The sequence below is a fragment of the Gordonia sp. GN26 genome (genome assembly GCF_054823965.1).
In genome coordinates, this window is sequence record NZ_JSYC01000036.1 from 28,059 (window position 1) to 48,242 (window position 20,184).

A 20,184-nucleotide genomic window follows, 5' to 3' on the forward strand; every position below is an offset into this window, starting at 1 on the left:
ACGAAGGGCGATACCGAACGAGCGTTAGAGTGTGGGCATGGTTCTGCGCGCGTGGGCCGAAGACATCACGGCCCCGATCGAGCGCGTCACAGCGGCCCTGAGCCGTCTCCGTGACGACCCGACAGCCCTCGGCCCCGACGCCCTCGACGACGAGGGCTGGGTCGCGCTGCTGGGCGCCTCCGGTACCGGCCTGGAGGAACTGTGCGAACTCGCCGACACCGTCCGGGCCCGGGTCACCGACCCCGACACCCTGACCTTCGTCGTCAACCGCAATCTGGACACCGGGGTCGCCGCCCGCCTCATCTCGGATGCACGTCGTGCCGGCGAACCCGCGCTCGCCGATCTGGTCGGGGAGGCCGTGGAACTCGGCGCCACCGAGATCTGTATGCAGGGGCCGTTGCCCGCCGACCGGCCGGCCACCGACTACGTCCGCCTCGTCGAAGAGATCACCGGTGCGGCAGACGGTCTGCACCTCCACGCGTATCGCGCCGCGGAGATCGCCGACGGCGCGAGCCGGACCGGGGTGCCGATCGCCGAACATCTCGGTCGCCTGCGCGCCGCGGGCCTCGGTTCGATCCCCGGAACCGCCGCCCAGATCCTCGACGACACCGTCCGCGGATACCTGTCGCCGACGGGCTCGGCACCCGCCCGCGACTGGATCGAGGTCATCGAGGCCGCGCACGGTGCCGGCCTCTTCTCGACGGCCACCATCGTCTACGGGCATGTCGAGACCCCGCAGCAGCAGGTCGCGCATCTGCGCACGCTGCTCGGGATCCAGCGCCGCACGGGCGGATTCACCGAGCTGATCCTCATGCCGATGGTCGCCACCAACACGCCGCCGCACCTGACCGCCGCCGCGACGTCGACCGCCTCGCAGCGGGAGACCCGCGCGCTGCACGCCGTCGCCCGGTTGATGTCCGTCGGTCTCATCGACCACGTCCAGGTGGCCTGGACCAAGCTGGACCCCGACACCGTGGATCTGCTGTTGCGCGGCGGCGCCGACGACATCGGCGGCCTGCTGCTCGACGGCCGGCTCATGCCGGATGCCGGTCCGGAGGTAGGCCGCGTCCTCGACGTCGACACCCTCGTCGCCATCGCCGACCGCGCCGGTCGCGCACCGCGTCAGCGCACCACCCGCTATGCCGAGCCGGAAGCCGATCGGCTGATCCCGATCCCGCAGGTACGTTCGTGACGGTGACGACGACGCAGGGGGGTGAGCGGGTGGACATCGACACGGTGCCCGACGTCGATGTCGCCATCATCGGTGCCGGCTTCGCCGGCCTCGGGATGGCCACGCAGCTCGCCCGTCGCGGCCGCGAATCCTTCGTCGTCCTCGAACGTGCCGACGCGGTCGGCGGCACCTGGCGCGACAACGTCTACCCCGGCATCGCCTGCGACATCCCCGCGCACCTGTACTCGTTCTCGTTCCGCCCGCCGGCCGACTGGGCGTCGAGGTACCCGAGCGGCCACGAGATCCGCGACTACCTCGAGCAGACCGTCGCCGACGAGGGTCTCGCCGAGCACATCCTGCTGAATTGTGAACTGCGGCAGGCCGCCTGGGATGAAGCCGCGGCCCGCTGGACGATCACCGCCGGGACCGCGGACGGGGCCGGCCGGACGTTCCGCGCGCGCAGTCTCGTCCTCGCCGTCGGCCGGCTGTCGGAGGCGAAGATCCCCGACATCGAGGGTCTCGGAGAATTCCCCGGTCAGGTCGTCCACACGGCCGCCTGGCACGACGACGTGGCCGTCGCCGGTGCCCGGATCGGTGTCGTGGGAACCGGCGCCTCGGCCGTGCAGCTCATCCCGCACCTGGCCGACGCCGCCGAGGAGCTCGTCGTGTTCTGTCGGACCGCGCCCTATGTGGTGCCGCGCGAGGACCGCCGGTACACGGCCGACGAACGCGCCGCGCTGCTCGATCCCGAGGTCGCCGGCGAGGTTCGCCACCGGCTTCTCACCGAGGCCGACGGGGCGTTCCGCCAGCGGCTCGGCCTCCATCCCGACATCGACGAGATCCGGGCTCGTGCCCGCAACCATCTCCACGAACAGGTCGACGATCCGGAGCTGCGTGACCTCCTGACCCCGGATTACGAGATCGGCTGCAAGAGAATCCTTCTCAGCGACGATTTCTATCCGGCACTGCAGCGGACGAACGTGGTGTTCGAGCCGAGCGCGCTGGAGTCGATCACCGAGTCGAAGGCCACCGCGCGCAGCGGACGCACCTTCGATCTCGACGTGCTCGTCATGGCAACAGGATTCGAGTCCGCCCGTCCGCCGGCCGCGAGCCGGGTCGTCGGCCGTGCAGGACTGCGTCTGTCGGAGCACTGGTCGTCGGGCATGACCTCGTACGCGTCGACCGTCGTCAGCGGCTTCCCCAACATGTTCGTCCTCGACGGGCCGAACGCCGCGCTCGGCCACAATTCGGCGATCTACATGATCGAGACGCAACTCGACTACGTGCTCGGTGCGCTGGAGTTCATGGGCGACACCGAGATCCGGGCGCTGGAGGTCTCCGCGGAGGCCGAGGCCGCCTACACCCGCGAGATCGACGAACGCAGTGCGTCGACGGTGTGGCTGACCGGTTGCGACAGTTGGTATGTCGACCCGGAGAGCGGCCGGCTGACGCTGCTGTGGCCGGGGACGGCGGCGTCGTTCCGAGAACGCAACGGCACCTTCGATCCCGCGCCCTATCTGACCATCACCGATTCTCCGGAGGGGGAACGATGACCGACCTCAGCATCCCCACCGTGCGCACCGGCCAGGCGGAAGACGCCGCCGCGGAACGTCCTTCGCGTGAGGCGATCGATGCCGCCCTGGCCGCCGCCGAGGCCCGTGAGCCGATCGACATCGACCAGGCCGTCACGTTGCTCTCCTGTGCGGGTGACGATCTCGTGCGTCTGCAGTCCATCGCCGGCGAGATCCGCGACGAGGGATTGGCCGCGGTCGGTCGCTCCCGGCAGGTCACCTACTCGCGCAAGGTGTTCATCCCGCTGACCCGCCTGTGCCGCGATCGGTGCCACTACTGCACCTTCGTGACCGTGCCCGGCAAACTCGCCCGCGCCGGCGAAGGGTTGTACCTCGAACTGGACGAGGTCGTCGACCTCGCCCGCCGCGGAGCCGAACTCGGTTGCAAGGAGGCCTTGTTCACGCTCGGCGACCGCCCCGAGGACCGGTGGCCGGAGGCCCGCGAATGGCTGGCCGCGCGTGGCTATTCGTCGACCCTCGACTACGTCCGTGCGGCCGCCGTGGCCGTGCTGACCGAGACCGGCCTGCTGCCGCACCTGAATCCCGGGGTGATGAGCCTCGAGGAGCTGCTGCACCTGCGGCCGGTGGCCCCGTCGATGGGCATGATGCTCGAGACCACGTCGCGTCGGCTCTTCACCGAGAAGGGGCAACCGCACTACGGCAGCCCGGACAAGGACCCCCTGGTCCGGATGCAGGTTCTGCGCGACGCCGGTGCCGCGCGCGTCCCGTTCACGACCGGCATCCTCGTCGGGATCGGCGAATCGCTGTACGAGCGAGCCGAATCCCTGCTCGCCATAGCGGAGGTGCAGGCCGCCGGCGGTCACATCCAGGAGGTGATCGTGCAGAACTTCCGGGCCAAGCCCGACACCGCGATGCGATCCACCCCCGACGCGGAGATGAGCGAGTTCCTGGCGGCGGTCGCCGTCGCGCGGATCGTGCTCGGACCCCACATGCGCGTCCAGGCACCGCCGAACCTGGTGTCGCCGGCCGAATGCGCCGCACTGATCGCGTCCGGCATCGACGACTGGGGCGGGGTGTCGCCGCTGACCCCCGACCACGTGAACCCCGAACGCCCCTGGCCCAACCTGGATGCACTCGCCGCCCGGACCGCCGAGTCGGATTTCGTTCTCACCGAACGCATCACGGCCCAGCCGACGTACGTGCTCGACGCCGAGGACTGGATCGACCCGGCCCTCACGCACCACGTCGCCGCGCTGGCCGACCCGGAGACCGGACTCGCCGTCGACACCCGCCCCGCGCCGCGGCCCTGGCCGGCCGTCGCCTGACCTCGATACGTCCCTCGGCTATCGCCTCGGGTCACTCGGCCGGCGGGAGTGGCGCCGCGCCCTGCTGCTGGTTGAGCGGGGCGAGGGGGGCCGTTTGTCCTGCTGGTTGAGTAGGTGACGAGCGCAGCGAGGAGCCGTATCGAAATCAGCGCAACACAGCCGCGAGCGCCTCGTACCCGCCGATTACGTCGGTCGCGCGATGGAGTCCGAGGTCCTGCAATGCCGCCGCGGCGAGACTCGACGTGTAGCCCTGCTGGCACAGGATGATCCAGCGCACGTCGTGGTCGACGGCCTCGGGAATCCGGGCGTCGCTGGCGGGATCGCATCGCCACTCGAGGACGTTGCGCTCGATGACGAGCGCCAGGTCCGTCTCGCCCTCTTGCGCGCGCTGGGCGGCCGGTCGGATGTCGACGAGGATCGCCCCGGCCTCGAGTTCGGCGGGGACCGACGCGGCGTCGACGCGCTGCAGTCGTGAGCGTGCCTCGGCGAGCACGTCGTCGATGGTGCGCGGAGTCGGCTTGTCGCTCATTCGGGTTCGTCGGTCAGGACCGTGCGGGTACGACGCAGGTGGCCGGCGTCGGCCACCTCGTAGTAGGACATCGCGGTGAGCGGCGGGGAGTAGGCGTGGACGCTGAGCGTCGGCCCGGCCACCTGGATCGTCGGGTTCTTCACGACGTCGTGGACCCACCCGAGAGGGAAGGCGGCCTGGTCGCCGGCGTCGAGGACACGCACGGCCAGATCGTCCCCCGTCCAGTGGTACTCCCGCAAGGAGCCCGAGAGGACGGTCAGCGCGCCGAGCGAGCCGGCGTGGTCATGTAGTTCGGTGGCCTCGCCGGCCGTCCAGCTTATGAGCCAGACGTCGAGGTCGTCGTCGGCGTAGAGGCGCGTCGACCAACGGCGCGAGGTGTCCCATTCGGCGGGGAGCAGGGCGTCGTGCCGGCCGTCGAGGACATCGGCGACACCCTGGTCGGTGATGCGCAGCAGGTCGGCGGGACGCAGATGCGTCGGCAGGTGGGTCCGCGGGCGCGGTGTGTCGGCGACCGCCCGGGTCCGGGTCAGGGGAGTGACGTTCTGCGAGCGGAGAGAGGCCGACGTGGTGCGGGCAAGGGTCGAGGTCATGACGGAATCCTTGAAGGGGAGTGAATGTGCGGGTCGGGAGCCGGTGATCAGCGACAGCACATACACATGACCCGCGACGCCGGCTCGAGCCCCGACACAGCCCACAGGCTGGTGCGAGGGCGGCCCACAGCGACCGGATTCACGACGAACATGCCGCCGAGGATGCCTCGTCACTCACCGTTTGTCGAGAATTGACGGCACGCTGAGCGAAAGTCGGGCTTCACATCGTCGTATCTCTGTCGGTATGGCCGGCGCCTGCTAGGGGTCCAGGCCGCCGTTGATGTGATTCTCGGCACAACAGGGCATTCTGCGTGCTCTGTAGCCGGGGGTGATTTCGTCGTGGGTACCACCGGGGCGGATACTCTGGGTTGCGGTTCGACCAGCCCTCGGACCGCAACCGGCGCCGACGCCGGAGAGTCGTTCGACGCCGAACTGCTCATCCGCCTCGCGCCGACAACGATCTTCCCTAGCGAAGGAGTGAGTGGTGACCTACATCATCGCGGAGCCTTGCGTCGATGTCCTGGACAAGGCTTGCGTGGAGGAATGCCCCGTCGACTGCATCTACGAGGGTGGACGCATGCTCTACATCCAGCCGGATGAGTGCGTCGACTGTGGTGCGTGCGAGCCGGTGTGCCCGGTCGAGGCGATCTTCTACGAGGACGATGTCCCGGATGAGTGGGAACCCTACGTCAGCGCCAACGCCGACTTCTTCGACGATCTCGGCTCGCCCGGCGGCGCGAGCAAGGTCGGCAAGACCGACGCAGACCCGGCCTTCATCAAGGGCCTGCCGCCCATGAACGAAGACGACTGACGCCCGACGGCTCCCCGTTCTTCGAAGAAGCCCCCGGACGGATAGGACTGGCCCCGCAGTGAGCATCCCCACCTCTCGCGCAGCAGCGCCGCTGCGTGTGTCGGCGACGCGCGTGAGCGGTCGGCTGCCCGATTTCCCGTGGGACACCCTCGCGGGTGCCAAGGCCACGGCGCAGTCCCATCCCGACGGCATCGTCGACCTGTCGGTCGGCACGCCGGTCGACCCGGTGCCGGAGCTCATCCGGAACGCGCTGGCCGACGCGTCCGGATTCCCGGGGTACCCGACGACCATCGGCACCACCGAACTGCGTGAGGCCGCTGCCGAGTCGCTCACCCGGCGCCACGGCGTGACGAACCTCGATCAGTCGGGCATCCTGCCGGTCATCGGCACCAAGGAGGCGATCGCCGGCCTCGCGTCGACCTTCGGCCTCGGCCCGGGCGACGACGTGGTGATCCCCGAGGTCGCCTACCCGACCTATGAGGTCAGTGCACTGCTGGCCGGTGCTCGCGCGATCCGGGCCGACTCGACCGTCGCTCTCGGCCCGATGAACCCGGCGCTGATGTTCATCAACTCTCCGTCGAACCCGACCGGCAAGGTCCTCGGCGTCGACCACCTGCGCAAGGTGGTGGGCTGGGCGCGCGAACGCGGGACCGTCGTGGTGTCCGACGAGTGCTACCTCGGGCTGAGCTGGGAGGGCGAGCCGCTCTCGATCCTCGACCCCCGCGTCTGCGACGGTGACCACACCGGTCTGCTCGCGGTGCACTCGCTGTCGAAGATCTCCAACCTCGCGTCGTACCGGGCCGGTTTCTTCGCCGGCGACGCCGAACTCATCGCCGAACTGCTCGCGGTCCGCAAGCATGCCGGCTTCATGCTGCCCTTCCCGATCCAGGGGGCGATGACCGCCGCACTCCGCGACGACGCCCACGTCGACGAGCAGCGGGAGCGCTACGCAGCCCGGCGTCGGACATTGCTCGCCGCGATCGAGGCGGCCGGTTTCCGCGTCGACCACTCCGAGGCCGGCCTGTACCTCTGGGCCACCCGCGACGAGCCGTGTCGCGACACCGTCGCCTGGCTCGCCGAGCGCGGAATCCTCTGCGCCCCCGGCGATTTCTATGGTCCGGCCGGGGAGAAGCACGTCCGCATGGCGCTCACCGCCACCGACGAACGCATCGCCGCCGTGGCCGCGCGCCTGGCCGGCTAGGCGTCTCGGCGGTCAGCCCCGCCCGCTCTTGCTCTGCAACCGCTCGATCTCTTCCGACGCCTGGGCCTTGGTGAGGTCGGCGGAGATGGTCTCGCCCGCCTCGCGGGCCAAGGTGTCGAGATAACTGCGCTGTGCGCCGGTCATCGGCTCGTCGCCGGTCACCCAGTCGTCGGGATCCTTCTCGGTGCTGTTGCCGGCCCCGGCGCCGAGGACGTCTTCGCCGCCCGGCGTCGAACTGCTGTTCGATGTACTCATGGCTCCACAGTACGAGTCATCCGGTGATCCGGCCACCTGCCCGCGCGTGACCCGCGGCGGAAACCCTCCACAAATGGCCGAACCCAGCACCTTGTCGGTGCTGGGTTCGGCCAAAAGGGGTGGGTCTGCAGTCGACCTCAGTTGTGCTTGTGCAGCGCCTCGTTGAGTGCGATGCCGTCGCCCTTCCACGGCACGACCTCGACCGCACCGGTCAGGCTGTTGCGACGGAACAGCAGGTTCGACTGGCCCGCCAGGTCGCGTGCCTTGACCTGGGTGCCGTCCGGGCCGGTCACCTTGGTGCCGGCGGTGACGTACAGGCCGGCCTCGATGACGCAGTCGTCGCCGAGCGGGATGCCGCAGCCGGCGTTCGCGCCCAGCAGGCAACGCTTGCCGAGGGAGATGATCTCCTTGCCACCGCCGGAGAGCGTGCCCATGGTCGACGCGCCGCCGCCGATGTCGGAACCGTCGCCGACGACGACGCCCGCCGAGATGCGACCCTCGACCATCGACGCCCCGAGGGTGCCGGCGTTGAAGTTCACGAAGCCCTCGTGCATCACGGTGGTGCCGGCGGCCAGGTGGGCGCCGAGACGGATCCGGTCGGCGTCACCGATGCGGACGCCGCCGGGGACGACGTAGTCGACCATGCGGGGGAACTTGTCGATCGAGTACACGGTCACCGGGCCGCGGGCGCGCAGCTTGGCGCGCACCGATTCGAAGTTCTCGATCGCGCACGGGCCGTGGTTGGTCCAGGCGACGTTGGCGAGCAGCCCGAACATGCCCTCGAGGTTCGCGCCGTGCGGCTCGATGAGGCGGTGGGAGAGCAGGTGGAGTCGGAGATAGACGTCGTAGGCGTCGACCGGGGCGACCGACAGGTCGGCGATGCCGGTGCGGACCGCGATGGTCTTGACGCCGCGGGCCTCGTCGACACCGACCAGTTCGCGCAGTTCCGCCGGCGTCGACTCCTCGTCGAGGACGACGGTCTCGGCGGTCTCGACACCGTCGAGCTCGGGTGCGGGGAACCAGACGTCGAGCACGACTCCCGGAGTCGACCCCCCGTCGATCACGGTTGCGATGCCAGTTGCGTGTGCGCCAGTAGTTGTCACGAGACCCGAGTCTAGGTGATCGACCGCGGTGTACGACGCCGTGCCTCCTGCCGCCCTCCGCCGGTCACGCTCCGGGGCCGACGGGTGCCCGTCCGTCATCCGAACGGCGCAAAGTCCTGGTGGGAGCGTGTTCGGCACTCGTATCGTCGCAGCCATGACCGGCCACGACCGACCTTCGACCTCCGCCCCGCGGCGTCGGCGGCGCCTGCCCTGGGTGCTCGGCGGCGTGGGCCTGCTGGTCGTGGTCGCTGTCGCGGTCGCCGCGGTGATCTTCCAGCCGTGGCTGATCTTCGTCGACACCGAGGTCGACGACGAGATCCCGGTCGCGGTGACGCCGTCGACGTCCCGGGACGGTCGACCGCCGGCCGCGCCCGCCGTGCTGTCCGAGGGGCGGATGATCAGTCACGAACATCCGACCTCGGGGACCGTGACGATCATCGAGAAGCCGGATGGGTCAAGGGTTCTCGCGATCGAGAGCCTCGACACCACCACCGGGCCCGACGTCCACGTGTGGCTGTCGCAGGCCGAGGTGGTCGAGGGCTTCAGCGGCTGGCGCACCGCCGCCGGTCCGCCCCACGTCGACCTCGGGATGATCAAAGGCAACAAGGGCAACCAGGTCTACGAGATCCCCGCAGACGTCGACCTCGCCGCCTATCCCGCGGTGTTCCTGTGGTGCGTGAAGTTCAGCGTCTCGTTCGGCGCAGCGGAACTGATCGCACCGCCCACCGACTGACCCCGCTACGGTTGATCGCGTGAGCACCGCACTTGACCTCGCCGCCGATCCCGTCGAACTGACCGCCGCCCTCGTCGACATCGAGAGCGAGTCGCGCAACGAGTCGGCCATCGCCGACGCGGTGGAAGCTGCACTGCGGGAGCAGACGACGGGCTTCGAGATCCTCCGGCACGGCAATCGGGTGCTCGCCCGTACCAACCGGGGGAAGGAGCAGCGCGTCATCCTGGCAGGACACCTCGACACCGTGCCCGTCGCCGGCAACCTGCCCTCGCGACGCGAGACGCATCCCGAGGAGGGCGACGTCCTGCACGGCTGCGGCGCCGTCGACATGAAATCGGGCGACGCGGTGTTCCTGCATCTTGCCGCGACACTCGAGGATCCGGCCCACGACCTGACGCTGATCTTCTACGACTGCGAGGAGATCGCCGCCGAGTTCAACGGCCTCAACGACATCGAGCGGGAACTGCCGGAGTGGCTCGCCGGTGACGTCGCGATCCTCGGCGAACCCACCGCCGGTCTCATCGAGGCGGGTTGTCAAGGGACGCTGCGGGTTAGGCTCGCGACGTCGGGAACGCGATCGCACTCGGCCCGCTCGTGGATGGGCGACAACGCGATCCACAAGCTCGGGGGAGTGCTGACCACCCTGGCCGCCTACGAGGCGCGCCGCGTCGACATCGACGGGTGCGAGTACCGCGAGGGACTCTCGGCGGTCGGGCTCGCCGGAGGTGTCGCGGGCAACGTCATCCCCGACGCCGCGCACGTCGACGTGAACTTCCGATTCGCCCCGGACCGGTCCGTCGAGCAGGCCCTCGATCATGTCCGCGAGGTCTTCGCGGCCGACCTCGCCGACGGCACGGTCACCCTCGAGGTCACCGACGCCGCGGCCGGCGCGCTGCCCGGCCTGGCACATCCGGCGGCAGCCGCTCTCGTCGAGGCCGCGCAGGGACGCTTCCGCGCGAAATACGGGTGGACCGACGTCTCGCGGTTCTCGGCCCTCGGCATCCCGGCGGTGAACCTCGGCCCCGGCGACCCCAATCTCGCGCATCGCCGCGACGAGCGGGTCCCGGTCGAGCAGATCCGCACGGTCACCGAACTGCTGCGCGCCTACCTGTCCTGAGTCGGTCCGACCCTGTCCTGAGTCGGTTCAGCGCGGTCGGGGAGGGGCGTCACACGCTGCTAGCGTGACCTGCATGTCGACGAATCCGGAACCTCCTGCGCACGATCCCGCCGCAGACGACGTCTACTACGTCGGGCCGATCCGAATCCGGCCGGAACAGCGGGGCAAGACGACCGACCGGCGTCTGCTCGAGTGGGTCGACCCGCGTGACCCGGAGAGCCGTGCCGAACGCACCATGCGCGACTCGTGGCGCGTGCTGCGCATCCAGTCGGAGTTCGTCGCCGGGTTCGACGCCATGAGCGGCGTCGCCGAGGCGGTGACCGTGTTCGGGTCCGCGCGTCTGAAGCCGGACTCGCCGGAATATGCCCTCGGGGTGAGGGTGGGTCGAGCGCTCGGTGAGGCCGGCTATGCGGTCATCACCGGCGGCGGACCCGGCGCGATGCAGGCGGCGAACCAGGGCGCGCACGAGGCCGGCGCCCAGTCGATCGGCCTGAACATCGAGCTGCCCTTCGAGCAGGGCCTCAACCCGTGGGTCGACCTCGGCATGAACTTCCGCTACTTCTTCGTCCGCAAGACGATGTTCGTGAAGTACGCGCAGGCCTTCGTCTGCCTGCCCGGCGGTATGGGCACGCTCGACGAGCTGTTCGAGGCGCTCACCCTGGTGCAGACCAAGAAGGTGGTGCGATTCCCGATCGTGCTGGTGGGCAGCGACTTCTGGGGCGGACTTCTCGACTGGATGCGCGACGTGCTCGCCGCGCGCGGCATGATCTCGCCCGATGACCTCGACCTGCTGACCGTCGTCGACGACCCCGACGACGTCGTCGCAGCGATCGAGGCGGCCGCCCCGACGCAGCCCGGCGTGAACCCGCCTGGAGTCGATGGCACGATTGCCCGGTGAGTGCCGTCTGTGTCTACTGTGCGTCCGGTCCCGTCGAACAACGCTTCCTCGATCTCGCCACCGAGGTGGGGGCGGCGCTCGCAGGCGCGGGCCACACCGTCGTCTCCGGCGGTGGCAACGTCTCGATGATGGGTGCGCTGGTCACGTCGGCGCGCGCGGCGGGCGGCCACACCATCGGCATCATCCCGAAGTCGCTGATCGAGCGCGAGGTCGCCGACCTCGGGTCCGACGAACTGGTCATCACCGAGACCATGCGTGAACGCAAGCGCCTCATGGACGAGCGCGCCGACGGTTTCATCACGCTCCCCGGGGGTATCGGAACCCTGGAGGAGTTGTTCGAGACCTGGACGGGCGGGTACCTGGGCATGCACGAGAAGCCGGTGGTCATGCTCGATCCGTTCGATTTCTACGCGCCGCTCCTAGGCTGGCTGCGAGAGTTGTCGACGAGCGGATTCGTCTCCCAGCGATCGTTGGATCGACTGCTGGTCACGGCCTCCGTCGACGAGGCGATCGAGTTGGCGACACAGCGGTGGGAACTTCCTACCGGCCGGTAAGGTAGCGCGGTGAGTGCGCGGGGCACTCAACGACGCCCAGCGGAGAGCGGAGGCCACATGTCCCCAGAGACCCAGCCCAAGGACGTCCAGTCGGACTCGACGACGAACGGTTCGAACCAGGACACGGTGAAGACGGTCGGAGTGGGGGATCTTTTGCGCGGCGTGGTGAAGATGGCGCCACACGCGACCGGGATGATCAAGCACGCGCCTGGACTCATCCGCCGCCCGCCGGAGGCGAAGAAGACGATCGGCTCGGTCTTCCAGAAGCTGGCACACGCTCATCCGGACCGTCCGTTTGTCCGGTTCGAGGGCCGCACGACCACCTACGGTGAGGCCAATCGCCGTGTGAACCGTTATGCCGCAGTCCTTTCCGAGGCCGGCGTCGGCAAGGGTGACGTCGTCGCCCTGCTCTCCAAGAACAACACCACCGATCTGCTGCTGATGCTGGCGACGGTGAAGCTCGGCGCGATCGCCGGGATGCTGAACTACAACCAGCGCGGGGACGTCCTCGAGCACTCGGTGAAGCTGCTCGGGGCCGAGGTCCTCGTCCACGATCCGGACTGTGCCGAGGCCTTCGAGTCGATCCCGGAATCGGCGTTGCCCCAGCACGTCTATGACTTCGCCGAGTTCGACGCCGCCGCCGAGGACAAGCCGGACACCGATCCGGAGATCACCGCGCAGCTGCCGGCCTCGACGAAGGCCTTCTACATCTTCACCTCGGGTACCACCGGCATGCCCAAGGCCAGCGTGATGAGCCACAACCGGTGGCTGGCCAGCTATTCCGGAATCGGCGGTCTCGCGGTCCGCCTGCGCCACAGCGACACCATGTACGTGCCGCTGCCGCTCTACCACAACAACGCACTGTCGGTCTCGCTGTCGTCGGTGCTGGCGTCGGGCGCATGTTTCGCGATCGGCAAGTCGTTCTCGGCGTCGAAGTTCTGGGACGACGTGATCCTCAACCGCGCCACGGCCTTCTGCTACATCGGCGAACTGTGCCGCTACCTGCTGGCGCAGCCGGAGAAGCCCACCGACCGGCAGCATTCGGTCCACACCGTCGTGGGTAACGGGATGCGCCCCGACATCTGGGACGAATTCCGCGAGCGGTTCGGCGTGGACCGCGTCGTCGAGTTCTACGGCGCCAGCGAGCTCAACCTCGCCTTCGTCAACGCCTTCACCGTCGACAAGACGGCTGGCTTCTGCCCGCTGCCGTACAAGATCGTCGAGTACGACGAGGAGGGCAACCCGAAGCGCAACTCCGAGGGCCGGCTGACCGAGGTCGGCAAGGGCGGCACGGGTCTGTTGCTCGCGCAGATCTCCAATCGGGTGCCGGTCGACGGCTACACCGACGAGGAGGAGACCGAGAAGAAGATCGTCCGCGATGCCTTCAAGAAGGGCGACGCGTACTTCAACTCGGGTGACCTCGTCCGCGATCAGGGCTTCGCGCACATCTCCTTCGTCGACCGTCTCGGCGACACCTTCCGCTGGAAGGGCGAGAACGTGGCCACCACCGAGGTCGAGGGTGCGGTCGATTCCTACGACGCGGTGGCCCAGTCGGTGGCCTACGGCGTCGAGGTGCCCGGCACCGACGGCCGCGCCGGGATGGTGGCGATCAAGCTGCGCGACGGTGCCGACCTCGAGCCGAAGCGGCTCGCCGAACACCTCAACAAGGCGCTGCCGTCCTACGCGGTGCCGCTGTTCGTGCGGATCGTGGACGACTTCGAGCAGACCTCGACGTTCAAGAACCGTAAAGTCGAACTCCGTAAGGAAGGTTATGCCGACGTCGAGGCCGATTCGGTCTACGTTCTGGTCGGCAAGGAGAAGGGCTACGTGGAGTTCTACGAGGATTACCCCGACGACGTGGCGGCAGCCAAGGTCCCCAAGGGATGACCGTTTCGCCGACCCTGTGTGGTCGTCCGGTGGCTACCGACCGCGCGCTGGTCATGGCGATCGTCAACCGCACTCCTGATTCCTTCTACGACCGTGGCGCCAGCTTCGACGACACCGCCGCACAGCGTCGCGTCGACCAGGTGGTCGCCGAAGGTGCCGACATCATCGATGTCGGCGGGGTGAAGGCAGGGCCCGGCGAAGAGGTCGACGCGACCACGGAGGCGGCTCGCGTGGTGCCGATGATCTCGTGGATCCGCGACCGCCACCCGGATGTGCTGATCAGCGTCGACACCTGGCGCAGCGAGGTCGCCGACCAGGCGTGCGCGGCGGGCGCCGATCTCATCAACGACACATGGGCCGGATTCGACCCCGAGGTGGTCGCAGTGGCGGCCGAACGCGGCGCGGGGATCGTGTGTTCGCACACCGGCGGCGCCGTCGTCCGGACCCGCCCGCACCGGGTCTCCTACGGCGATTCGGTCGACGCGGTGGTGGCCGATGTGCTCGCCGAGGTGACCCGGGCAGCGGAACGGGCCCTGGCAGCAGGCGTACATCGAGACGCGATCGTTATCGACCCGACGCACGATTTCGGCAAGAACACTCACCACGGGCTCGCTCTGTTACGCCGTGTGAAAGATCTTGTTAATACAGGCTGGCCGGTGCTGATGGCGCTCAGCAACAAAGATTTTGTGGGGGAGACTCTGGGTACAGACCTGGAGCAACGGTTGGAGGGAACTCTCGCCGCGACCGCTCTGGCCGCCGCCCAAGGCGCCCGGATCTTTCGCGTACACGAGGTCGCCGCCACCCGTCGTGTGGTCGACATGGTCGCTGCCATTGCGGGAACGAGACCGCCCGCCCGAACAGTCAGGGGACTTGCATGACCAAGCAGAAGCGACGTAACCCCATCAGTCGCGACAAGGCCGCCGTGTGGCCGACGCCGGCCGAGGCGCTCGGTACCAAGCGGCAGTGGTCGGCGACGCACACCTGGGAACAGCCGGATTGGACCATCGACGAACTCGTCGCCGCCAAGGACGGCCGCACCGTCTCGGTGGTGCTCCCAGCGCTGAACGAGGAGGAGACCGTCGCCGACGTGATCGCCTCGATCATGCCGCTGTACGGCACGCTCGTCGACGAACTGATCGTCCTGGACTCGGGCTCCACCGATGCCACCGCCGAGCGTGCACTCGCCGCCGGCGCGCAGGTCATCAGCCGCGAAGAGGCGGTACCCGAACTCGAACCCGTCAAGGGCAAGGGTGAGGTGCTGTGGCGTTCGATCGCCGCGACCACCGGCGACATCATCGCCTTCGTCGACTCCGACCTCATCGACCCCGACCCGATGTTCGTGCCGAAGATGCTCGGCCCGCTCCTGGTGAACCCGGAGATCCATCTGGTGAAGGGCTACTACCGCCGCCCGCTGCGGACCGGCGGCACCCAGGACGCCAACGGCGGCGGTCGCGTCACCGAACTCGTCGCCCGCCCGTTGCTGGCCTCTCAGAAGCCCGACCTCACCGCGGTCCTGCAGCCGCTCGGCGGTGAGTACGCCGGCACCCGCGAGATGCTGTCGTCGGTGCCGTTCGCGCCCGGCTACGGCGTGGAGATCGGTCTCCTCATCGACACCTACGACCGGTACGGTCTCGCCGGTATCGGCCAGGTCAATCTCGGCGTGCGCACCCACCGCAACCGTCCGCTCATCGAACTCGGCGTCATGAGCCGGCAGATCGTCGGCACGCTCATGCGGCGATGCGGCATCGAGGACTCCGGTGTCGGACTCACCCAGTTCACCGCCGAGTCCGACGGCTCGTTCACCCCGCACACCACCGAGGTCTACCTCGAGGACCGTCCGCCGATGAACAGCCTTCGCTCCGTCGACGCCAAGGTGATGGCCTCATAACGGCTGCGTGAGCAACCGACCACTTCTCGACTCCGGCGACACCGTGACACGCCCTTGGCGTGGCGCAGTGTCGCCGGAGTCGAGAAGTGGTCGAATCGCCCGACGGGGCGGCCAGGTGCCGCGGGGGCCGCCCGACGCCGGTCTGTCAGGATGGGACGTATGCAGACCCTGCTGCTGTACCTGCTGATCATGGCGCTCGTCGCCGGGGCAGTGTTCGCCATCGTCTGGTTCGTCTTCGGGCGCGGGGAGGAACTGCCCCCGGTCGAACCCGACACCACACTCACCCGTCTGCCGACGGTCGGGATCAGCGGCGACGACGTCCGGGCGCTGCGCTTCATGCAGACGTTCCGGGGCTACAAGCAGTCCGAGGTCGACTGGGCGCTGGCGCGTCTCGCGCGCGAGGTCGACGACCTCCGAACGGTCATCGCGCGCCTCCGTGAGCGCGAGTCCGGGACACATGTGACCCCCGCCACGACAGGCGTTCCCGACGCTGCCGCAGGGGATGCCGACAACCCCGAGAACGCCCGGGATCAGGCGGTTTACGACGATCCGGACCCCAAACCCGCCACGCGCGAAGCAGGTCCGTCAATCACCTTCGACAGGTGATCGGAACACGTCGGAACAGTGCTTGTGTCGCGCACTCGCATTCGATTGAGACGACGACACGTATCATGTTCAAAGCAGGGACACTGTGAAGGGAGCTTGAGAATGGCGGCAATGAAGCCACGTACTGGGGACGGCCCCCTCGAAGCGGCCAAGGAAGGGCGTGGAATCGTTGTCCGGATTCCGATCGAGGGCGGAGGTCGCCTCGTCGTCGAGTTGACCGCCGACGAAGCCGCCGCACTGGGTGAGGAACTCCGCGGGGTCACCGGCTGAACGGAGATCTCGCCGACGTCGTCGAGCTGCTTCGATGCCCGGTGTGTGCCGGGCCTTTCGAGACCGCGCCGCCCGGGACCGGGCACGACGAGACTTCCCCGGCAGCAGCCGGGTCCAGGCCGTCGCCGCGTGGAGGATCACTCCGCTGCGGTGACGGTCATTCCTTCGACATCGCCAAACAGGGTTATGTCTCACTGCTCGACGGACGTTCGGGCTCGCTGCGTGCCGACACCGCGGCCATGGTCGCGGCCCGCGCACGTGTCCACGAAGCCGGCTTCTTCATCCCGGTTCTGGACGCGGTGGCCGAACGGACACGCGAATTCGGTGCCGGTGTCGACAAACCCGTCGTCCTGGACGCGGGAGCCGGTGGGGGCCACTACCTTCGCGCCGCGGTGACTGCCCTCGCCGACGCATCGCCCTCGATCGAGGCACGCGGCATCGGTATCGACCTCTCCAAGTTCTGTGCGCGGGCGATCTCGCGCGGCACTCCGAGCCACGCGGCGGTCGTCGCCGACATCTGGCGCGGCCTACCGATCGCCGATGACGCTGCCACCGTTGCGCTCTCGGTGTTCGCGCCGCGCAATGCCGCAGAGTTCGCGCGGATACTGCAGCCCGGCGGAGGCCTCGTGGTCGTCAGCCCGGCCGCAGACCATCTCGCCGAGATCATCGAGCCGATGCAGATGCTGAGCGTCGACTCCGGCAAATCCGAACGGCTGCAGGCCACTTTCGCCGACGGTTTCGAGGTCGTCGACTCGTCGCCGGTCCGTTCCGTTCTCCAACTCGACGCACAGACCGTCGGTGACCTCGTCGCGATGGGCCCGTCGGCCTTCCACGCCGAGGACGCCGACATCCGCTCACGTGCCGCGGAATTCGTCGGCGACGGCAGGGTCGAGGTGACGCTGTCGGTCGTCGTCACGACCTGCCGGCCGGTCGCCGGGAACTGACCACCTGCTGCGCAGGTGGTGCGTCAGCGCAGGACGGAGCGGTACACCCCGAGCGTCTGTTCGGCGATCGTCGCCCAGGAGAACTCGGCCTCGGCGCGCTCGCGACCGGCCGCCCCCATTGCCGTCGCCATCACCGGATCGGCCACGACGGCATTCACCGTCTGAGCCAGATCGTGTTCGAAGGTCTGCGGATCGACGGGGTCATAGGGCACCAGACGACCGGTGACGTGATCGCGCACCACCTCGGGGATCCCGCCGACCTCCGAGGCCACGACCGCGGTTCCGCACGCCATGGCCTCCAGGTTCACGATGCCCAACGGTTCGTACACCGAGGGGCACACGAAGACCGATGCCGCGGTGAGGATCTCGCGGATACGGGGGAGCGGCAGCATCTCCCGGACCCAGTGCACACCGGGTCGGGACGCGGACAGCTTGCCGACCGCCGCCTCGATCTCCGCGCCGATCTCCGGGGTGTCGGGCGCACCGGCGCAGAGCACCAGCTGGACGTCGGGGTGGAAGTCGTGGGCGGCCGCGACGAGATGTGCGACGCCCTTCTGACGGGTGATGCGTCCGACGAAGGCGACGATCGGACGCTGGGGATCGACGCCGAGCGCGGTCAGCGTCGACTCCGGTCCGAAGGGGTCGTCGACGGGATACCACTGGGTGGTGTCGATGCCGTTGCGCACCACGTGGACCCGCTCGGGGTCGAGCCGTGGATAGGTGTTGCAGACGTCGTTGCGCATGCCCGAGCTGACCGCGATCACCGCATCGGCGTATTCGACCGCGTTGCGTTCGACCCAGCTCGACACCCGGTAGCCACCGCCGAGTTGCTCGGCCTTCCACGGGCGTGACGGTTCGAGCGAATGCGCCGTGAGGATGTGCGGTACCCCGTACAGTTGCGCGGCGACGTGTCCGGCGAGGCCGGTGTACCAGGTGTGGGAGTGCACGACGTCGGCGCCTTCGGCCCCGACTGCCATGCGCAGGTCGGCGGAGAGTGTCGTGATCGCCGCATTCGCACCGGCCAGGCCAGGATCGGGTGAGTAAACCGCTGCGGTGTCGCGTTCGGCACCCATGCAGTGCACGTCGACAGTCGCGAGATCGCGTAGGTGACGGACCAATTCGGTCACGTGTACGCCGGCACCGCCGTACACCTCGGGTGGATACTCCCGTGTCATCATCGCCACCCTCATGATGACGACGCTAGTGGCATCGCGGGCAGTTCGCCATCGCTGTGCGAACACGACTGTGAATCCGTCGGTGCTGTCATCTGGCCGAGGCTGTCGATCGCGGTTAAGTTGGGGGAGTGAGATCACAGCCGCACGTCCTCGGCATCGTCCTCGCAGGCGGCGAAGGCAAACGCCTTTACCCGCTGACGATGGACCGGGCCAAGCCTGCGGTGCCCTTCGGCGGTGCCTACCGGCTGATCGACTTCGTGCTGTCGAACCTGGTCAACGCCGGATACGAGCGCATTTGCGTGCTTACGCAATACAAGTCGCATTCGCTGGACCGGCACATCTCGCAGACCTGGTGGACGTCGGGTTTCCACGGCGAATACATCACGCCCGTTCCCGCACAGCAGCGCCTCGGACCTCGCTGGTACACCGGCAGTGCCGACGCGATCTTTCAGTCGATGAACCTGATCACCGACGAACAACCCGAGTACATCGTGGTCTTCGGCGCCGATCACGTGTACCGCATGGACCCGTCGCAGATGGTCGAGGCGCACATCGCCTCCGGTGCCGACGTCACCGTCGCCGGCATCCGCGTTCCGCGCGCCGAGGCGGTCGCCTTCGGGTGCATCGACTCCGACGCCTCCGGCAAGATCACCCGATTCCTGGAGAAGCCCGCCGACCCGCCCGGCACCCCGGACGACCCGAACTCGACCTTCGCCTCGATGGGTAACTACGTGTTCACCACCGAAGCGCTCGTCGAGGCACTGCGCGAGGACGCCGCCGACTCCGACTCCGACCACGACATGGGCGGCGACATCATCCCGGCGTTCGTCGCCCGCGACACCGCCTACGTCTACGACTTCAAGGACAACGAGGTGCCCGGCGCCACCGAGCGCGACAAGGGCTACTGGCGCGACGTCGGAACCCTCGACGCCTTCTACGAGGCGCACATGGATCTCGTGTCCGTGCACCCGATCTTCAACCTCTACAACGGTCGCTGGCCGATCCGCGGCGAGACACACAACCTCCCGCCGGCCAAGTTCGTCCAGGGTGGCGTGGCCGAGGACTCGGTCGTCGGCTCGGGCTGCATCATCTCGGGTGGGACCGTTCGCAATTCGGTGCTGTCATCGAACGTCATCGTCGAGGACGGCGCGATCATCGACGGCGCCGTTCTCATGCCGGGCGTACGCATCGGCAAGGGGGCGGTCGTCCGCAAGGCGATCCTCGACAAGAACGTCGTCGTCGGCGACGGCGAGCAACTCGGCGTCGACCCCGACGCCGACCGCGAACGCTTCTCCGTCAGCGCCGGTGGCGTCGTGACGGTCGGCAAGGGGATACGGGTCTGACGCATCCCCGCCGGCCGCGTAGCGCCGACCAAGCGAAGCGAGTACGCCTCGTATCGAGGGCTCTCCCGCTGCGACCAGCAATAGGTTTTCGCCAGGCGAAACTATTGCCGGCTGGTCTCGACGATCGCCCGTTCTGCCGTACGAACAGCGCGAAAACGCGTCCCGCTCAGGGGCGTCCGAGGGCAATGTGCCCTCGGAGGTACTTCAGGGGGACGAGATTTTCGGAGCCCACGTCCGCTCCCTGAGGTGCGA

21 protein-coding genes are annotated in these 20,184 nt (G+C 68.5%); 16 read left to right on the forward strand and 5 right to left on the reverse strand.

Annotated features, from left to right (window positions below):
• Nucleotides 1–37 precede the first annotated feature (37 nt).
• From OK17_RS09970 to cofG, 3 genes are all read left to right on the forward strand, one after another.
• Nucleotides 38–1,192 (forward strand): FO synthase, encoded by a 1,155-nt coding sequence (locus OK17_RS09970; protein WP_461417358.1) that lies wholly within the window; start codon nucleotides 38–40, stop codon nucleotides 1,190–1,192.
• A gap of 95 nt (nucleotides 1,193–1,287) precedes the next feature.
• Nucleotides 1,288–2,724: a flavin-containing monooxygenase gene (locus tag OK17_RS09975; protein WP_406567021.1), complete on the forward strand. Its 1,437-nt coding sequence runs from the start codon at nucleotides 1,288–1,290 to the stop codon at nucleotides 2,722–2,724.
• The gene (gene cofG, locus OK17_RS09980; RefSeq protein WP_461417359.1) at nucleotides 2,721–4,028 is read left to right on the forward strand and encodes a 7,8-didemethyl-8-hydroxy-5-deazariboflavin synthase CofG; all 1,308 of its coding nucleotides are present in this window, start codon (nucleotides 2,721–2,723) and stop codon (nucleotides 4,026–4,028) included. Before OK17_RS09975 ends, cofG begins: the two co-directional genes overlap by 4 nt.
• A 145-nt stretch (nucleotides 4,029–4,173) precedes the next feature.
• Here cofG and OK17_RS09985 read toward each other — a convergent pair whose 3' ends face one another.
• Together OK17_RS09985 and OK17_RS09990 are read right to left on the reverse strand one after the other, a co-directional pair.
• Entirely contained in the window at nucleotides 4,174–4,557 is a 384-nt protein-coding gene (locus OK17_RS09985) for a rhodanese-like domain-containing protein (protein ID WP_006865617.1), read from the reverse strand.
• Nucleotides 4,554–5,147 (reverse strand): cysteine dioxygenase, encoded by a 594-nt coding sequence (locus tag OK17_RS09990; protein ID WP_461417360.1) that lies wholly within the window; start codon nucleotides 5,145–5,147, stop codon nucleotides 4,554–4,556. The genes OK17_RS09985 and OK17_RS09990 overlap by 4 nt, the downstream gene beginning before the upstream one ends.
• A gap of 481 nt (nucleotides 5,148–5,628) precedes the next feature.
• On the opposite strand from OK17_RS09990, the gene fdxA reads away from it, so the two are divergent.
• Both fdxA and dapC read left to right on the forward strand, forming a co-directional pair.
• On the forward strand, nucleotides 5,629–5,958 hold the full coding sequence (fdxA, locus tag OK17_RS09995) for a ferredoxin (RefSeq protein ID WP_119032849.1): 330 nt from the start codon (nucleotides 5,629–5,631) through the stop codon (nucleotides 5,956–5,958).
• Between the two features lie 58 nt (nucleotides 5,959–6,016).
• Nucleotides 6,017–7,159 (forward strand): succinyldiaminopimelate transaminase, encoded by a 1,143-nt coding sequence (dapC, locus tag OK17_RS10000; protein WP_308195971.1) that lies wholly within the window; start codon nucleotides 6,017–6,019, stop codon nucleotides 7,157–7,159.
• Between the two features lie 12 nt (nucleotides 7,160–7,171).
• On the opposite strand, the gene OK17_RS10005 is transcribed toward dapC, so the two are convergent.
• Complete coding sequence (locus OK17_RS10005) at nucleotides 7,172–7,414, reverse strand: DUF3072 domain-containing protein (protein ID WP_232717622.1); 243 nt, start codon at nucleotides 7,412–7,414, stop codon at nucleotides 7,172–7,174.
• A gap of 137 nt (nucleotides 7,415–7,551) precedes the next feature.
• Entirely contained in the window at nucleotides 7,552–8,517 is a 966-nt protein-coding gene (gene dapD, locus OK17_RS10010; protein ID WP_119033813.1) for a 2,3,4,5-tetrahydropyridine-2,6-dicarboxylate N-succinyltransferase, read from the reverse strand.
• 214 nt (nucleotides 8,518–8,731) lie between these two features.
• Here dapD and OK17_RS10015 point away from each other — a divergent pair, with 214 nt between their 5' ends.
• From OK17_RS10015 to OK17_RS10060, 10 genes are all read left to right on the forward strand, one after another.
• Nucleotides 8,732–9,250 (forward strand): DM13 domain-containing protein, encoded by a 519-nt coding sequence (locus tag OK17_RS10015; protein ID WP_461417364.1) that lies wholly within the window; start codon nucleotides 8,732–8,734, stop codon nucleotides 9,248–9,250.
• 19 nt (nucleotides 9,251–9,269) lie between these two features.
• Entirely contained in the window at nucleotides 9,270–10,367 is a 1,098-nt protein-coding gene (gene dapE / locus OK17_RS10020) for a succinyl-diaminopimelate desuccinylase (protein WP_232717623.1), read from the forward strand.
• Nucleotides 10,368–10,440: 73 nt separating this feature from the next.
• Nucleotides 10,441–11,265: an LOG family protein gene (locus tag OK17_RS10025; protein ID WP_461417362.1), complete on the forward strand. Its 825-nt coding sequence runs from the start codon at nucleotides 10,441–10,443 to the stop codon at nucleotides 11,263–11,265.
• Nucleotides 11,262–11,819, forward strand: coding sequence for an LOG family protein (locus OK17_RS10030; protein WP_232717625.1), 558 nt, complete (start codon nucleotides 11,262–11,264; stop codon nucleotides 11,817–11,819). Before OK17_RS10025 ends, OK17_RS10030 begins: the two co-directional genes overlap by 4 nt.
• A gap of 57 nt (nucleotides 11,820–11,876) precedes the next feature.
• Nucleotides 11,877–13,706 carry a long-chain-acyl-CoA synthetase gene (locus tag OK17_RS10035; protein WP_232717626.1) on the forward strand — a complete coding sequence of 610 codons (1,830 nt, stop codon included), beginning with the start codon at nucleotides 11,877–11,879 and terminating at the stop codon, nucleotides 13,704–13,706.
• Nucleotides 13,703–14,584: a dihydropteroate synthase gene (folP, locus tag OK17_RS10040; RefSeq protein WP_232717627.1), complete on the forward strand. Its 882-nt coding sequence runs from the start codon at nucleotides 13,703–13,705 to the stop codon at nucleotides 14,582–14,584. The genes OK17_RS10035 and folP overlap by 4 nt, the downstream gene beginning before the upstream one ends.
• Entirely contained in the window at nucleotides 14,581–15,594 is a 1,014-nt protein-coding gene (locus tag OK17_RS10045) for a glucosyl-3-phosphoglycerate synthase (RefSeq protein WP_232717628.1), read from the forward strand. Before folP ends, OK17_RS10045 begins: the two co-directional genes overlap by 4 nt.
• 159 nt (nucleotides 15,595–15,753) lie before the next feature.
• Entirely contained in the window at nucleotides 15,754–16,200 is a 447-nt protein-coding gene (locus tag OK17_RS10050; protein WP_232717629.1) for a DivIVA domain-containing protein, read from the forward strand.
• A gap of 102 nt (nucleotides 16,201–16,302) precedes the next feature.
• Nucleotides 16,303–16,470: a DUF3117 domain-containing protein gene (locus OK17_RS10055; RefSeq protein ID WP_004019232.1), complete on the forward strand. Its 168-nt coding sequence runs from the start codon at nucleotides 16,303–16,305 to the stop codon at nucleotides 16,468–16,470.
• A gap of 41 nt (nucleotides 16,471–16,511) precedes the next feature.
• Nucleotides 16,512–17,414: a putative RNA methyltransferase gene (locus OK17_RS10060; RefSeq protein WP_461417363.1), complete on the forward strand. Its 903-nt coding sequence runs from the start codon at nucleotides 16,512–16,514 to the stop codon at nucleotides 17,412–17,414.
• Between the two features lie 23 nt (nucleotides 17,415–17,437).
• On the opposite strand, the gene glgA is transcribed toward OK17_RS10060, so the two are convergent.
• Entirely contained in the window at nucleotides 17,438–18,604 is a 1,167-nt protein-coding gene (gene glgA, locus OK17_RS10065; RefSeq protein WP_204718038.1) for a glycogen synthase, read from the reverse strand.
• 113 nt (nucleotides 18,605–18,717) lie between these two features.
• Between glgA and glgC the strand changes: the two genes are divergently transcribed.
• The gene (glgC, locus tag OK17_RS10070) at nucleotides 18,718–19,932 is read left to right on the forward strand and encodes a glucose-1-phosphate adenylyltransferase (protein WP_006865633.1); all 1,215 of its coding nucleotides are present in this window, start codon (nucleotides 18,718–18,720) and stop codon (nucleotides 19,930–19,932) included.
• Nucleotides 19,933–20,184: the final 252 nt, after the last annotated feature.

Bases quoted from the DNA above. Each gene is read 5' to 3' on its own strand.
- OK17_RS10050 (WP_232717629.1), top strand. From the start codon at position 15,754: ATGCAGACCCTGCTGCTGTACCTGCTGATCATGGCGCTCGTCGCCGGG.
- OK17_RS10005 (WP_232717622.1), bottom strand. From the start codon at position 7,414: ATGAGTACATCGAACAGCAGTTCGACGCCGGGCGGCGAAGACGTCCTC.
- OK17_RS09990 (WP_461417360.1), bottom strand. From the start codon at position 5,147: ATGACCTCGACCCTTGCCCGCACCACGTCGGCCTCTCTCCGCTCGCAG.
- folP (WP_232717627.1), top strand. From the start codon at position 13,703: ATGACCGTTTCGCCGACCCTGTGTGGTCGTCCGGTGGCTACCGACCGC.
- OK17_RS10055 (WP_004019232.1), top strand. From the start codon at position 16,303: ATGGCGGCAATGAAGCCACGTACTGGGGACGGCCCCCTCGAAGCGGCC.
- cofG (WP_461417359.1), top strand. From the start codon at position 2,721: ATGACCGACCTCAGCATCCCCACCGTGCGCACCGGCCAGGCGGAAGAC.
- OK17_RS10045 (WP_232717628.1), top strand. From the start codon at position 14,581: ATGACCAAGCAGAAGCGACGTAACCCCATCAGTCGCGACAAGGCCGCC.
- OK17_RS09985 (WP_006865617.1), bottom strand. From the start codon at position 4,557: ATGAGCGACAAGCCGACTCCGCGCACCATCGACGACGTGCTCGCCGAG.
- glgA (WP_204718038.1), bottom strand. From the start codon at position 18,604: ATGAGGGTGGCGATGATGACACGGGAGTATCCACCCGAGGTGTACGGC.
- OK17_RS10035 (WP_232717626.1), top strand. From the start codon at position 11,877: ATGTCCCCAGAGACCCAGCCCAAGGACGTCCAGTCGGACTCGACGACG.
- OK17_RS10025 (WP_461417362.1), top strand. From the start codon at position 10,441: ATGTCGACGAATCCGGAACCTCCTGCGCACGATCCCGCCGCAGACGAC.
- OK17_RS09975 (WP_406567021.1), top strand. From the start codon at position 1,288: ATGGCCACGCAGCTCGCCCGTCGCGGCCGCGAATCCTTCGTCGTCCTC.
- OK17_RS09970 (WP_461417358.1), top strand. From the start codon at position 38: ATGGTTCTGCGCGCGTGGGCCGAAGACATCACGGCCCCGATCGAGCGC.